Genomic DNA, 14000 nt, shown 5'->3' with positions numbered 1-14000 from the left:
GTATTCTTTTGAAAGTGCTACTAGAAACAATTTGAGAGTACTAAAATGCATTTAATAGTTTTTAAAAGCAACATCCCCAAGTGCGATGTCACTCTAACCCAAAAAGCCAAAAAAGAAAAATCTATAAGACTAAAGCTCATAAAAAGAACAGCCTAAGCTGTTCTTTTTAGTTTTCTTTTACTGGGATTTCCTTGATAACACGCGCAGGATTGCCAGCTAGGACGACATTGTCTCCAAATGACTTGGTGATCACGGCCCCTGCTCCTGCAACGACATTATTTCCCAGTGTCACCCCGGGAAGGACAATGACGCCACCTACAGCCCAGAAATTGTCTCCGATAGTGATGGGCTTGCCGTATTCAACCCCTGAATTGCGTTCATCCGGATCCAGTGGATGGAGTGGGGTTAAAAACTGACAGTTGGGGCCAAGCATGGCGTTGTCCCCGATGCGAATCGGACAAACATCCAGCATAGTCAAGTTCCAATTAGAATAAAAATTTTCCCCTAGATGGATATTGACTCCATAATCGACCACCAAGCGTGGATTGACATAGAGATTTTGCCCAGTTGAGCCAAACCAAGTCTTGATAATATCCGCTCCCTTCAAGGGTTCTTCTTCCTTGTTAAAGGCAGCCTGTTTTTGGCGAGAAGCCTGCGCCAAGGTCCGTAATTCAGGATCCGACGGACGGTAAGGCTCCCCTGCTATCATTTTCTGGTATTCGCTAGCCATCTTATCACCTCACACTTAATTTGGACCCATCATATCAAAAAGCCTTTGAAAGGTCAAGAATAGCCTGCTTTCTAAACTCTCAAAACCAATCCCCTCCCAAGTCAAAACAACTTGCTTGACAAAAGCTTGACTTCATGGTTTAATATACCCCATAAGGGTATATTTGGAGGTGCCTATGTTTCACTTATTTACAAAAATTGACAGTATTTCTACCAGCGAGTTAGAAGCTAAACTCAGAGAACCAATTCAGCTACTAGATGTTCGGACGCCTATGGAATTCCGTAGAGGTCATATCAAAAATGCAAAAAATGTTCCTTTAACGGAAATCGGATCTTACACACCTGCGACAAAAGAAACACTTTATGTCATTTGTCATTCTGGTGTACGAAGCAAACTAGCTGCGAAGAAGCTAAAGAAAAAAGGTTACGATGTCGTCAATGTTCGAGGCGGTATGAGCGCTTGGACAGGTAAGGTCATCTAGAAGTATAAAGGAGAAAGTCAATGAAAATTATCATTGTCGGAGGAGTTGCAGGCGGTATGTCAGCAGCAACCCGTCTCAGACGCCTCATGGAAGACGCTGAGATCATTATTTTTGAGAAAGGTCCCTTTGTTTCCTTTGCAAACTGCGGACTTCCTTACTATGTTTCAGGAGAAATTGCAAACCGTGATAGTTTATTGGTCCAAACCCCTGAAAGTCTCAGGGCACGCTTTAATCTCGATGTGCGGCCATTTCACGAGGTTATCCAGATTTCGCCAGAAGAACACACTGTGACGGTGCGGCATGATGGGCAGGAATTCACAGAAAGCTACGACAAGCTGATTCTCTCTCCAGGAGCTAAACCATTTGTTCCTGCTATTGAAGGGCTAGCAGAGGCTAAGAATGCCTACACGCTTCGCAATGTTCCTGATCTCGATGAGATTATGGCAGCCTTGGACAATCATCCAAAAGAAGCTGTCGTTATCGGTGCAGGCTTTATCGGGCTTGAAATGGCTGAAAACCTGGCGAAACGGGGATTGCAAGTCACCATCGTGGAGAAAGCCCCCCATGTCTTGCCACCATTAGATCAGGAAATGGCGGCCTTTGTCCAAGCAGAATTGGTCAAAAACGGCGTTCGCGTTATCACTTCTCAGTCTGCGACTCGATTTGAAGAGCAAGGAAAAACCATCGTTCTCGAAAACGGTCAAAAGATTGCTTCTGACCTCACCATCCTTTCTGTTGGTGTTGAACCTGAAAATGGACTGGCCAAAGCTGCGGGGATTGAACTGGGACTTCGTGGCGGTATCCTCGTCAACGAAAACTACGAAACCAGCCAAAAAGATATTTTTGCAGTTGGGGATGCCATCGTCGTCAAGCAAGAGATTACTGGCCAAGACGCCCTCATCTCTCTAGCTTCTCCTGCTAATCGTCAAGGACGCCAAGTGGCGGACGTCATCGCAGGACTCGGTCGTACTAACAAGGGCAGTATCGGCACTGCTATCGTTCGTGCCTTTGATATGACAGCTGCTTCGACTGGTCTCAGCGAACGTAGTCTTGGCATGAATCAACTTCCTTACAAGGCCCTTCATGTCAGTGGGAAAGACCATGCTGGTTATTATCCAGGCGCTACTGATATGACCTTGAAGCTCCTCTTTGACCCAACCACTGGAAAAATCTACGGTGTCCAAGGAGTCGGGAAGAAAGGCGTTGACAAGAGAATCGATATCCTGGCAACTGCTATCAAGGGAAATCTCACCGTATTTGACTTACCAGAGTTAGAGTTCACCTATGCGCCACCATTTGGCTCCGCTAAGGATCCCGTCAATATGCTGGGCTACGCAGCCTTGAACCTTATCGAAGGTCTCAGCGACAATATTCAATGGCACCAGCTCGAAGACGAACTGGCTACTGGTAAGAAATTCCTAGATGTGCGGACAAGTGGCGAATTTCAGAGTGGTCGACTCAAAGTCGACACTATCCACATTCCCCTAAACGAACTTCGTGAACGCTTGGATGAACTGGACAAGAACCAAGCCTACATCGTTAGCTGCCACAGTGGTTTGCGCAGCTATATCGCAGAGCGTATCCTCAAACAAGCAGGATTTACCGTTCAAAACCTTGACGGCGCTTATTCACTATACAAAATGGCTAACCCAGAAGGAGTAGAATATGGTAACTAATATCAGCATGGCTGACTTTTATGAAAAATATCAAAATGAAAAACTAGATCTTATCGATGTACGTGAAGTACATGAATTCCAAGCAGGGCATGCACCAGGTGCAAAAAATCTGCCTTTAAGCACCTTGGAACAAGGCTACAAAGAACTCAAACCTGACCATGAATACCATGTCATTTGTCAAGGTGGAGTGCGTTCTGCCTCTGCCTGTCAATTTCTCAGCGCCCAAGGTCTCACCGTTATCAACGTAGAAGGTGGTATGAACCACTGGCCAGGTGAGGTAGAATAATCAAAAAACCGATTAAGATGAACTTAGTCGGTTTCTTTAATCTTTATAACTCGATGATATGAGCCTCATAACCAATGGCTTCTAGGAATTTGAGTATATCTGTCGTGTCCAAAAATAGAGTTTTTTCATTGGTATTGGGGTGAAAACTCATCCGTTTTTCAGACATGATTTCTTTGTCAAAATAAACCTGAATGTCCTTGTCAGTATTGTTCAGCAAGCCAAATGGAGAGACAACACCTGCGGGCAAGCTCATTTTTTCAAACAGGCTATCAGAGGAAGCCATACGGATTCTATTGGCTCCTACCAAGTCTTTCAAGAGGTCCATATCCAAACGTTTCTTATCATCCATAATCACGAGATAATAGGCTGTTTTCTTTTTGTTGGTGAGAAACATGGTTTTGGTACGGACACCTTCGATCCCTTCGATAAAGCTATCGGCTTGCTCTGTTGTCAAGGCTGGCTCGTGCTCCACGATTTCAAAAGGAATATCTAGCCCATTTAGCATCTCTACTACTTTTTCGTATGCTTCCATTTGCTGGCCTCCTTTAACTTGTCTTACTGCCTTTAATTATACAACAAAAATGGGTTTTCTTCCAATTTATATCCAAGTATCTCTAGGTTTCTTTCATTTTCATACAAGTTATCTTAGACGGACCCCAACTGTTAGGATGGGCATAATTTCCAGCCAGCAAGCCCATCTTTTCTTTCCACCGCATAGCCACAAGGTATATCCGCGACTTGTCCGATGGATGCGTCTAGTTTAAATGCTTCAGCTAGGGAAATGAGGCGTGCATCCTCTCCAGTGTGGTCTTCTGAACACAAAAATTGCCACATGCCATCCTCTTCATCGTGGGAGATAAAGGTGATCGGATTTTTCCCAGCCAAGACATGGTAACAAACTATACAGGCTGTGTTGGGTGCATCCTTAAATGCAAAAGTCATCTTGAACTTCCTCCTTGAAATACACTAGCAATTACATATTTTTTGCATAGCCGAAACGCTGATTGATTGTGTGACTCAAGGTGACTAATTTTTCCAGAATATCCCTCTTGCAGATAAATAGCACATAACTATCACTATTAATATCCATACAAGCAAGACAGAAATCATGTCCAGCCCATCTTTCGTCTAAAATTTTACACCAAGTAGGGATGTCATCACCCTCGTCGAACCAATTCTCCTCCAAATCAAGAGTTTGTTTAGCTGCTAAAGGCGTTAATTGGTACAGAAATTCGTCCTTATCTGTCTTCCAGTCTAACTCAATGACTGCATCCACAGCGAGCAGTTCATCAGCAATAGCAAGCCATTTTATCGTAGCTTCATCAACCTCTTCGCTTATTCCTCGCTCGTCGTATCTCTCTGCATACTGCTTGAAATAGGCTTTCGGTGATTCAAAACAGGAGGTCAAACGAGATCGTACCTCACTATCATCTGTTAGCAGTTGGGTTATTTCTTGATAGATTGCGATATTTTTCTGCTCATCTGTCCGCATATCTAGTACAATTTCCCAGTCTTCTAGGTCCGATGTAACTCTGTTCTCCAAATATGCCCGAAGCAAGTCTTGAGTTTCTTTCTCGCTCAGACCATTTTTTTCGTAGATTACATTCTCGTTGATCCGTTCGGCATCAGCTACACTAACCTCAAAACGAAAACCGTCCGAATCTTCATCCTGACAAACCTGTACAAAATCCGATACAAGCTGACTCCCCTTTAGTTTAACTGGTTGCTGAGGTATTAAAATGAGAAAATCCCTATCACCATCTTGTACAGCTGCCAGTTGCTGCCATACTTCCTCAAGTTCAAAGCCATTTTGTTCCTTCTCACCATCATCTAGCACCCAATCCGCAAAGATTCTTCCTGAAATGCTCGCAAAATCTGCTCCCTCATCTCCATCTAGATAAGGCTGATCACTTGTAACAGGGGGCATCACTTTGACTACCTTTTCAGCTTCTTTTTGAATCCAACCTTGTCTAAAGAAATGGGCAACAACACTAGGAAAGATCAAGACAGGCAGACAAATAAGAGTCCCTGCAAGTGCGAGACCCTTATATCGATTTTTTGTGGGGCTCCCTTCTGATAGCTGATTTAGAAAGTCCGCTACTTGATTGAACAGTTCGCCCCCAGTGAACCAGAATAGGAACAAACATTCCACACCAAGTAGGCCAAGCCAGATAAGCGCCATTCGTTTCGCTGCCTGACTACAGATCTCCATTTTAGTTTGTATAGGAATAGCTTCTGCCTCAGGAACACTCTGAAACCATTTTTCTGCTCGTTCTTCTTTTGTCATCTTTCCCCTCCTGTGATCCACTTTCTTATCTTGTTCTATCACATAGAGAACTACTATTTTCGTTTGATTAGGTACTGAACAGCCTTTTCTAAGCGCTCTTTTTGAGCCTCAGGGTCGTCTAGTGGTTGGTTGATGCAGGCTGTGAGATTCTCGGTAATGATCATCTCAATCACGCGCTCCACACTCGAACGAACCGCTGTCAACTGGGTAATGATATCTGCACAATCACGATCTTCATCGATCATCTTTTGAATTCCACGCAACTGCCCCTCTGAACGTTTCAGGCGTGTAATATACTTTGAGTTTGTCATCTTCTTATCCTTGGTCGATTTTTCTTCATTATATCTCTAATGGACTCCTTTGTCAAAATTCTCGTTCCCTCTTTATCTATAGAATCTCACCCTGCTATCGCTTTCATGGTATAATAGAATGACAAATACTATTAGAATCTATGCTCGTAGCAATACGAGTCATTCTTAGAATGGACCAGCCTATGAACTCTATCTATGGCCCTTGCGAAGTCTACTTACCCACTATCTTGCAGACCTTTATTCAAGATATGGAAGAAGCCGCAGCTAATTACAAAAAAGAAACCTCCCTCAAACTATATGAGCATTTGCATGCGCGTATCAAAACCGAGGAAAGTATGCGTGAAAAATGCCAACGCAAAGGCCTTCCTCAGACGAGTCAATCCGCTCTCAAAGAAATCCGAGATGCTATCGGCGTTCGTATCATCACAGGCTTTACAGATGATATCTACCGCATCGTTGACTATATTCGTCAGATACCCACCATCCATATTTTTAAAGAGAAAGACTATATCCGTCAGGTCAAGCCCAACGGCTACCGTTCCTATCATCTGATTCTAGAGGTGACCACTCCCTATCCAGACTGTCTGGGAAATGCCCAAGGCACCTACTTTATCGAGATCCAGCTACGCACTATTGCCATGGATTCCTGGGCCAGCCTTGAGCACCAGATGAAGTACAAGAAAAACATCCAAAACCCTGAACGAATCACGCGCGAGCTCAAGCGTTGTGCCGATGAGCTTGCTTCATGCGACTTGACCATGCAGACCATCCGTGATTTGATTCAGCGTTCTGACCAAGACTAAGGAGAACCTATGAAAATCCTACTTGCCGAAGATGAAGCTCAACTAAATCGCGTCATCACCGTTGCTTTAGAACGCGAAGGCTATAGCGTTGATTCCGTTTTTAATGGACAAGATGCTGTCGAAAAAGCTACAACTAATCACTATCACCTCATGATTTTTGACATCATGATGCCAATCAAAACTGGAATCGAAGCCCTCAAAGAAATCCGGCAGTTGGGCAATACGACCCACGTCATCATGCTGACAGCTATGGCCGAAGTGGACGACCGCGTAACTGGACTAGATGCAGGTGCCGACGACTACTTGACCAAACCCTTCTCTCTCAAAGAACTTCTGGCTAGGCTCCGTTCTACTGCCCGCCGTCTGGAGGACTATACCCCAGATACGGTCCAATTAGGAAATACTCGCTTGGATATTGACGAACAAGAATTAGCTGCTACAAACAGCATTCGTTTAGGGAAAAAGGAGACTCAACTCTTGACCCTCCTTATCCAGCATGCTAACCAAGCCCTCAGTTGTCAACAACTACTAGAGCAAATCTGGCCAGATGAGCTGGAAGAAAGTGATCACGAGCTCGTTTTTCTCTATATTTCCTATCTCCGCCAAAAACTCCAAAGTGTCCAGTCCAACTTGCAAATCTTAGGATCTGCAGAAGGGCCTTTCCAATTGACAGGAGGTGACTAGATGTTTCGAAAACTACGCATCAAGTTTATTGTCACAGCCACTGCTGCTATCGCTCTGATTCTTGCTTTCTTTCTGGCCTTGATGAATAGCATCGTCTATACTCAGACAGAGGATAATATCCAAACCGTCCTCTCCATCTTGTCTAAAAATGAAGGCGAACTCCCAATCACAGATGAAATCAAGGAAAGTTTCACCAAAAAGAACATCCAGGAAGGGATTATCTACAATTTTCAGTATTTCTCTGTCAGAGAAAAGGGGAATGACTACACTATTTCTCTAGGGAATGTCCAATCACTGACCGAAGCAGACGTCAGAGATTTTCTCCAGAAAATTCTTAAAAAACAGGAAACCTATGGCACGATTACTCGCAACGGGCGCTACTTCACCTACCAGATTAGTCAGACAGCTTCGGGTAAGCTCCTAGTCTTCTTTGAAGCTACCAACTACATTCGCGAACGGGACACCCTCTTTCAAGTCTCTATCTGGTTATCACTGGCTAGCCTATTTCTCCTTGCTCTGCTCTTTACCTTGATTTCTGGGATTGTTATCCGTCCCTTCGTCAAAAACTATGAGAAACAACGGATGTTTATCACTAATGCAGGTCATGAACTCAAAACACCGCTGGCTATCATCTCAGCCAATACCGAGCTTCAGGAACTCATGGAAGGAGAGACCGAGTGGAGCATCAGTACCAAGGAACAGACCGAGCGTCTCAACCACTTGATTGGAAGACTGATCCGACTTGCTCGGCTTGAGGAGCAAGAAGATATCAAACTAGCTCCTCAAAACATCTCCGTCATCGCTGAAAAGGTCGCCTCAGACTTTGCTCCCCTCTTTAAAAAGGAAGATAAAAACTTTGAAAGCCTGATTGAAGCAGATATCATAGAAAAAGTAGCCCAAGAGGAATTTTATGAGCTTCTTAGCATCCTTCTTGACAATGCCCGCAAATACTGCGACCCCGCTGGATCGATTCGCTTGACGCTTCAACGCAAAAATTACCTACTACGCAAGCGCACCTGTATCACTGTGTCTAACGACTACAAGGATGGGCAGCCTGCCAATATCAAACGCTTCTTTGACCGCTTTTATCGCGCCGAAACATCACACAATAACCAAACCACATCTGGTCATGGTATTGGCCTCTCCATGGCCCAGCACCTCGTCAGCCTGTTTAGAGGTAAAATATTTGTCACCTACAAAAAACAGGTGATTACCTTTACAGTCTGGTTGTAAACGTGGAGAGTCTGGTCGGAGTTCATTCAATAAAAATACAAGGGGAAGCCAATGGAATTTTTAGTAGCTGAGGAGGGTACTCCTCAAAGCATCGGTTGCGAAGAGGCGACGATAGCATATTATGGGAGTGAGATAGAATTTCATTATGAAACCGTGCCACCACGTGGAGATGATATTTTTTCTGCAAAATTACCTTTGTTAAATATTCAACTTCCATTTTGTATGTATGGAAGAAATCTCATATTTTTAGATGCCTATTATTTGCTTGCAGAAACAGTGGAAAAGGGCACTTGGGATCCTATAACAAGCATGCTTATCAATATCCATACAGGAAAATATGCCAGCTTAGACCACTGGTACAACAACATTTCGGTTAAGGAAAAAGAAATCGAGTTAAAAAATGACTACGATGGAAGATCTATGATTTTAAAAGATGTTAATGGGCTTAAGTGGGTTTAGAAATGTAAAATGCAAATGTTGGTTTTATATTAAAGGAGAAGAACAATGGCCAAAAAAAGAGTGACCTTACCTAAAAATTTTGATGAACTGATTACAGCAGGAGATATTGAAGCTCTTAAAGCCGTATATGATAAATGTGAGCTTACTGCTCATGACGGCAGATACAGCTTAAATACGGCACTTCATTTTGGAGGTGTTCCTGATGAGCTTGTTATCTGGCTGGTGGAACAGGGTTTAGATGTAAATACTCCTGATTATTATGGACGTACACCATTATATAAACATGCCGCTCTGGGGAGAGATACTGTAAAACTGCTGTATGAATTAGGCGGAGATATACAAAAACCTGATACATATGGGAGTACACCTCTACATACGGCAGCAGGGTTTTTCCGCCCTAAGATAGTCAGTTTTTTGATTGAAAAAGGTGCAGATGCTAATGCAAAAAATGTTATGGGGCGAACTCCACTAGCTGAAGCCCTTGCTACTTGTAGGCAGATTAATATTGCACAGGTAGCAGAAATTGCAGAAATGCTCATAAAGGCGGGCGCTGAGGTAACTCCTGATATGGCAGAAAGAGTCGAACTAATCGGAAAGGATTTTGAATTTCACAGAGAAAACTTTAATAAAGATTACTTGACTGAAACAGAAGCAGGGCTTGAGAAACTCTATGCACTGTTTAGTGTAAAGCCTGCTCCTAAACGCAAGATACATGACGGAGTTTCTCCTATTATTGTAAAAAAAGGTTCTTGGAAGGAGCAGTATAACGAGCTTTGGGATTTACTCATTCCTTCAAGCGGGCCAGCGAAAACTGTACAAGGCGAAGTGATCCGTATAACAGGGCGCGTACAGGATGAGCTCTATAGAAATGGCGGTGTCAACTGGGATAAACACTACCGGAACATGCTTAAAGCCCTGCCAAATCATTTCGCTTCAGGTACACCGCTTTCCGAAGAAGAACTGGAAGAAACTAAGGAACTGATTTCCAGCATCCGTGCAAAAGGCAGTGATGAAGATACTATAACTGAACGTTTGTGTGAACTTTCGGTTCTCTGGGTAGGCTTAAATCCTGATCCGCTTCCTTTAGGGGAAATAAATTATAACAGATGAGTACATAATCTGTAGGAGACTTAAAATGGTCAAATTAAAAGATATAGGAAATTTTAAATCTGTTCCACAAATTGTAGGTGATATTATAAAGGGAAATATACCCGCACTAGATGAGTATTTTTCAAAGGGATGGAGTATTGTGACAGCTGTTTCCTGATGCTGGATTTTGATCCGAATACAGAGGGAAAAGAAGGGCAGATTATCGGCTATATCCATGATCCTGATGAAGTTGTGTATGTGGCAGAAAATCTTAAAGACCTAATTTTTTCGATCATTAGGGAAATAAAAGCATAAAATGCATCCTTTGTGTAGGAAAATGTATAATGAGTACGCAAATCTTTAACTCTGAGAACACCGATTTAAGATAAAAGATTTAGAAAGAAACCGTTTATGGGAAAAATACAAGTTTCAAAAGAATGGTTGCAAAAATACCAAGAAATAAAGCATCTACTCACTTCGTCTGTCAATTATGCAGAGTGTTTTGAGAGGAAAGAAATACAAGGTGCAGAAATTTTTATTTTGGATATGGGGGAAGTGACTTTTCCTAGTGGAGAAATTCTGCTCCGAGATCCTTTGGTCTGGCTCCGTAGAGAGGAAAAGCCTTACTTACAATCTGTTCCCAAAGGAACATATAGACTAAAAACTTTAGTAGCCAAGATAGAAGAAGACCATTACAGGTATGTAGCAACGAGAATCCAATTTACAGATCAAGTGCCAGTCATCTACTATGAAGCACTGACTGGTGATGAAGATATAGACACTGTTGAAAAAGACTCTTATTTTGGATTTGCAGTTGACGCAGGTCTGGCAACGATAGTGGACGTTGACACCAAGAATGTCTACTGCGATTTTGAAGAGAGTTGGTATAAAGAAAATCCTGACAAAAATATCTACGACGATTTCTTTGCAGCAGTTTTTGCTCAAAATGCCATAGACAATCCCCTTTATCAACGTGAGGGTGGAGATTGGATTAATTTTAAAATCCCCAACACTGACCTAAGCATTCCGATGATCCAATCAGGTTTTGGAGATGGTGTCTATCCTGTGTACTTTGGCTATGATAAGGATAATCAGCTTTGTGATTTAGTTGTCGAATATATTTACCTAGGATAGAGAGGTGTAACCATGTCACTAGAAAAAGTCTATGATTATTTTCATCATTATGATTCTAAAACCTACCAAGTTGTAGCCTGCATGGGAAATGAACCCTCCGAACAGGATATAGAAGATTTTGAAAAACTGTATCAAATCAGTCTTCCAGACGACTTTAGAGAATTTACCATGTCACCCCTAGGCGGACTATATATGGAAGTCAGGGAGGAACTGTGGCCAAGAGCCAAAGCATTTGATGTGGCACCATTTTGGACATTCTGTCGTGGTATTAAGGTTTACGGCATTGCAAATGGAATTCCTGACTTTCTAGATATTCGACTGAAGACCAAAGAATTACATGAACTAGGCTTTGTAGATTATATCCCTTTTCTGTCTATCATCGGTGATGGAGATATGATTTTCTGCTTTGATAAAAATAATCACATTGTCGCCTTAGATTGGTATAGTAGTGGAGAGGCTGAAGAGCTTGATAGTGACTTTTCAGATCTTTTACTCAAGCAAATCCAAGAACTGGAGGAGCGTAAAAACAGAATGTTAGAGAGAATCGAGAAACAGAAAAAAGGAAAATAAGCCATGTATTAGCCAAACTGCCTCTAATGTCAACGAAAACAACTCAAAAGAGCTGGGAACCAGCTCTTCTTTTTATTTTACAACAAGCTCGTAACAAGTTTTGCTGGTGAAGGTTTGACCAGCTTTAAGAATGACTTGGTCTTTGAGGTCACTATGAATAGCATCTGGCAAAGCCTGCGCTTCAAGGGCAATCCCATTGTGCTGTACCATCGGCTGGCCTCCGATGAGCACACTCTCATCCACAAAGTTTGCTGTGTAGACCACAAAGCAAGGGGCCTCTGTCTTGAAAAGCAGGAAACGACCTGAGTTTTGGTCATAAAGGAAACCAGCATTGTCATGACCTGCAGGAAGAGCAAATGGGTGATCTAAACCAGATACCAACTGGATTTGCTCATCTTCCTCTGCAAAGATGTCCTTCAACAAAGCACCATTGTAGATGTGTTTCACCACATCACGAGTAGCATCTGGAGTCTTAGCCGGAACACCGTCCGGAGCAATTGGGTAAATGCCCTCTGTGTTTAGTTGGAAGACATGGCGGTCAATTGTCTGCGTGAAATCACCAGACAAGTTGAAGTAGCTGTGGTTGGTTGGATTGACTAGCGTATCCTGATCAGTCGTTACCTTATAGCTGATTTCGTAGGCGCCAGTTTCTTCCAAGTGATAGCTGATCCATATCTTGAGATTACCAGGAAATCCTCCTGTTCCGTCTGTACGCTCTGTGTAGAGGGTTAAGCCATGGTCGCTCACTTCTACCAATTCAAACAAGCTCGCATCCCAACCTGTTGAACCACTGTGGTTACAGTTGCTAGCGTTGTTGACTTCAAGGTTGTAGGTATGACCATTAAGTTCAAATGTCGCACCTGTAATACGGCCCGCTACAGGACCTACACTTGCTCCATGCTTGGGACTATTGCCTACATAGCTATCAAAATCATCAAAGCCCAAAATCACATTGGCAAAATTCCCAGCCTTGTCAGGCGTGACATAGCGCAAGATGGTCGCACCATAAGTCATAATTTCTAGTTGGTAGCCACTGTCAGTCTCAAAGCGATAGGCCAAGACATCCTTGCCCTCATGATTTCCAAATACACGCTCTGTGTATGCTTTCATTCTTCTCTCCTTTGATCCATTTCTCTCAAGTAAACAAACCATAGAGAGTGTATGCACCATCTATGGTTGTAGTTTCTATTTTCAGAATCCTTTGTCAGAAAACCTTAAGTAGCTTCTTAACAAAAGGGGGTTCTTCTATACTTGTTTTATGCTTCTACACGTTCAGTCCATGAAGTCGCTGTTGTTTGAAGAACTTTGTTGAGTTCGTCAATGTTTTCAAAACCTGTTGTACGAAGCCATTCACGAGCTGCTGCTTCACCGTCTTTGATGTAAGCCTCAACTGATCCAGCCCATGTAGCACGGCCACAAAGAACTCCATTAAAGTTTGCGCCTGATTCGTGAGCAAAGACAAGTGTTTCTTGGAAGAGTTTGGCTGATACACCCGCACTCAAGTAGATGTATGGAAGATTTGTTGCTTCGTCTTGCGCTTTGAAGAAGGCTGCCGCTTCTTCGCGTGTATGCACGATTTCACCATCGCCAAAGCCTTCAACGTATTTGACGTTGACTGGAACTTCCACTTTCAAAATGTCGATGTTAAAGCGTGGGTCTGAGAAGACCTTCATAGCACCGATAACCTTGTGTGGTTTTACTTTGGCGTATTCTGCAGAGCCAGCATCAGCGATTTTTTCATCGTAAGCGAGGATTTCAAGGAAGAATGGAATATCTTCCGCCACACACTCTGAACCAATGCGTTCAATGTAGGCTTGTTTTTGTTGGTTGAGTTCGTCAGAACTGTCTACATCGTAGTAAAGCAAGAATTTGACAGCATCTGCACCTTGTTCTTTGATGCGTTTTGCAGACCAAACATCCAAGCAGTCAGGCAAGCGTTTGGTGCTAGTTGTGTCGTAACCAGTTTTTTCATAAGCAAGGAGAAGACCAGCATTTGGATCAAGCGCTTTTGTAGCTGGAAGTCCATACTCTGGGTCGAGAAGCATAGATGATGCGTATTTGGTCAATTCATCTGCAACCAAGACTTTGAGTTCTTCCATTTGAGCCACAGTTGGCTCTTCTGTTTGGTATTGAGCCATGAGGCGTTTCAAAGCGCCACGTTGGTCAAAGGCAAGAGCTGAGATAATGCCATTCTCGTCAGAGAGTTTTTGCAGGCAGGCTACTTTATTGGGACTTAATTGTAATTTACTCATAGACA

General features: G+C 43.0%; 18 protein-coding genes and 1 pseudogene. 12 read left to right on the top strand and 7 right to left on the bottom strand.

Annotation, left to right across the window (positions count from 1 at the left end; all coding sequences use genetic code 11):
* Positions 1 to 166 precede the first annotated feature (166 nt).
* Complete coding sequence (locus tag B7708_RS02320) at positions 167 to 730, bottom strand: sugar O-acetyltransferase (RefSeq protein WP_084973459.1); 564 nt, start codon at positions 728 to 730, stop codon at positions 167 to 169.
* Positions 731 to 905: 175 nt separating this feature from the next.
* On the opposite strand from B7708_RS02320, the gene B7708_RS02315 reads away from it, so the two are divergent.
* From B7708_RS02315 to B7708_RS02305, 3 genes are read left to right on the top strand one after another with little or no spacing between them, the layout of a single operon-like run.
* Positions 906 to 1211 (top strand): rhodanese-like domain-containing protein, encoded by a 306-nt coding sequence (locus B7708_RS02315; RefSeq protein WP_084925265.1) that lies wholly within the window; start codon positions 906 to 908, stop codon positions 1209 to 1211.
* Between the two features lie 20 nt (positions 1212 to 1231).
* Complete coding sequence (locus B7708_RS02310) at positions 1232 to 2887, top strand: FAD-dependent oxidoreductase (RefSeq protein ID WP_084973456.1); 1656 nt, start codon at positions 1232 to 1234, stop codon at positions 2885 to 2887.
* The gene (locus tag B7708_RS02305; RefSeq protein ID WP_084973454.1) at positions 2877 to 3173 is read left to right on the top strand and encodes a rhodanese-like domain-containing protein; all 297 of its coding nucleotides are present in this window, start codon (positions 2877 to 2879) and stop codon (positions 3171 to 3173) included. Before B7708_RS02310 ends, B7708_RS02305 begins: the two co-directional genes overlap by 11 nt.
* Positions 3174 to 3216: 43 nt before the next feature.
* Here the strand turns inward: B7708_RS02305 and B7708_RS02300 are convergent, their stop codons facing one another.
* The 4 genes from B7708_RS02300 to B7708_RS02285 all read right to left on the bottom strand — a co-directional run bounded on the left by B7708_RS02300 (position 3217) and on the right by B7708_RS02285 (position 5771).
* On the bottom strand, positions 3217 to 3705 hold the full coding sequence (locus B7708_RS02300) for a prolyl-tRNA synthetase associated domain-containing protein (protein ID WP_084973452.1): 489 nt from the start codon (positions 3703 to 3705) through the stop codon (positions 3217 to 3219).
* A 131-nt stretch (positions 3706 to 3836) separates the two neighbouring features.
* On the bottom strand, positions 3837 to 4115 hold the full coding sequence (locus tag B7708_RS02295) for a hypothetical protein (RefSeq protein WP_084973449.1): 279 nt from the start codon (positions 4113 to 4115) through the stop codon (positions 3837 to 3839).
* Positions 4116 to 4146: 31 nt separating this feature from the next.
* Positions 4147 to 5460: a DUF6630 family protein gene (locus B7708_RS02290; protein ID WP_084973447.1), complete on the bottom strand. Its 1314-nt coding sequence runs from the start codon at positions 5458 to 5460 to the stop codon at positions 4147 to 4149.
* A 53-nt stretch (positions 5461 to 5513) separates the two neighbouring features.
* A complete protein-coding gene (locus B7708_RS02285; RefSeq protein ID WP_000185156.1) occupies positions 5514 to 5771 on the bottom strand; it encodes a metal-sensitive transcriptional regulator in 258 nt (85 codons plus the stop codon).
* 182 nt (positions 5772 to 5953) lie between these two features.
* Between B7708_RS02285 and B7708_RS02280 the strand changes: the two genes are divergently transcribed.
* The 9 genes and pseudogenes from B7708_RS02280 (at position 5954) to B7708_RS02245 (ending at position 11743) form a co-directional block, all read left to right on the top strand.
* Positions 5954 to 6574, top strand: coding sequence for a GTP pyrophosphokinase (locus B7708_RS02280; RefSeq protein ID WP_394334652.1), 621 nt, complete (start codon positions 5954 to 5956; stop codon positions 6572 to 6574).
* Between the two features lie 9 nt (positions 6575 to 6583).
* Positions 6584 to 7258: a response regulator transcription factor gene (locus tag B7708_RS02275; protein ID WP_084973443.1), complete on the top strand. Its 675-nt coding sequence runs from the start codon at positions 6584 to 6586 to the stop codon at positions 7256 to 7258.
* On the top strand, positions 7259 to 8491 hold the full coding sequence (locus tag B7708_RS02270) for a sensor histidine kinase (RefSeq protein ID WP_084973442.1): 1233 nt from the start codon (positions 7259 to 7261) through the stop codon (positions 8489 to 8491).
* A gap of 51 nt (positions 8492 to 8542) precedes the next feature.
* Positions 8543 to 8950 (top strand): hypothetical protein, encoded by a 408-nt coding sequence (locus tag B7708_RS02265; RefSeq protein WP_084973440.1) that lies wholly within the window; start codon positions 8543 to 8545, stop codon positions 8948 to 8950.
* Between the two features lie 45 nt (positions 8951 to 8995).
* Positions 8996 to 10060 carry an ankyrin repeat domain-containing protein gene (locus B7708_RS02260; protein ID WP_084973438.1) on the top strand — a complete coding sequence of 355 codons (1065 nt, stop codon included), beginning with the start codon at positions 8996 to 8998 and terminating at the stop codon, positions 10058 to 10060.
* Between the two features lie 25 nt (positions 10061 to 10085).
* Positions 10086 to 10217 carry a hypothetical protein gene (locus B7708_RS10120; RefSeq protein ID WP_268709614.1) on the top strand — a complete coding sequence of 44 codons (132 nt, stop codon included), beginning with the start codon at positions 10086 to 10088 and terminating at the stop codon, positions 10215 to 10217.
* Positions 10193 to 10354 (top strand): annotated as a pseudogene (locus B7708_RS02255) (SMI1/KNR4 family protein); the annotation flags it as partial. The gene B7708_RS10120 and the pseudogene B7708_RS02255, both read left to right, overlap by 25 nt.
* 96 nt (positions 10355 to 10450) lie before the next feature.
* Positions 10451 to 11173: a DUF4241 domain-containing protein gene (locus tag B7708_RS02250; RefSeq protein ID WP_084973436.1), complete on the top strand. Its 723-nt coding sequence runs from the start codon at positions 10451 to 10453 to the stop codon at positions 11171 to 11173.
* 12 nt (positions 11174 to 11185) lie between these two features.
* Positions 11186 to 11743 (top strand): SMI1/KNR4 family protein, encoded by a 558-nt coding sequence (locus tag B7708_RS02245; protein ID WP_084973434.1) that lies wholly within the window; start codon positions 11186 to 11188, stop codon positions 11741 to 11743.
* Between the two features lie 72 nt (positions 11744 to 11815).
* Here B7708_RS02245 and B7708_RS02240 read toward each other — a convergent pair whose 3' ends face one another.
* Both B7708_RS02240 and lacD read right to left on the bottom strand, forming a co-directional pair.
* Positions 11816 to 12853, bottom strand: coding sequence for an aldose epimerase family protein (locus tag B7708_RS02240; protein WP_084973432.1), 1038 nt, complete (start codon positions 12851 to 12853; stop codon positions 11816 to 11818).
* Between the two features lie 146 nt (positions 12854 to 12999).
* A complete protein-coding gene (gene lacD, locus B7708_RS02235) occupies positions 13000 to 13995 on the bottom strand; it encodes a tagatose-bisphosphate aldolase (RefSeq protein ID WP_084973567.1) in 996 nt (331 codons plus the stop codon).
* Between the last annotated feature and the right edge of the window lie 5 nt (positions 13996 to 14000).

Source organism: Streptococcus oralis subsp. dentisani, assembly GCF_002096615.1.
In the GTDB taxonomy this organism is placed as follows: Bacteria; Bacillota; Bacilli; order Lactobacillales; family Streptococcaceae; genus Streptococcus; species Streptococcus oralis_U.
This window is presented reverse-complemented; position numbering and strand designations above follow the sequence as displayed.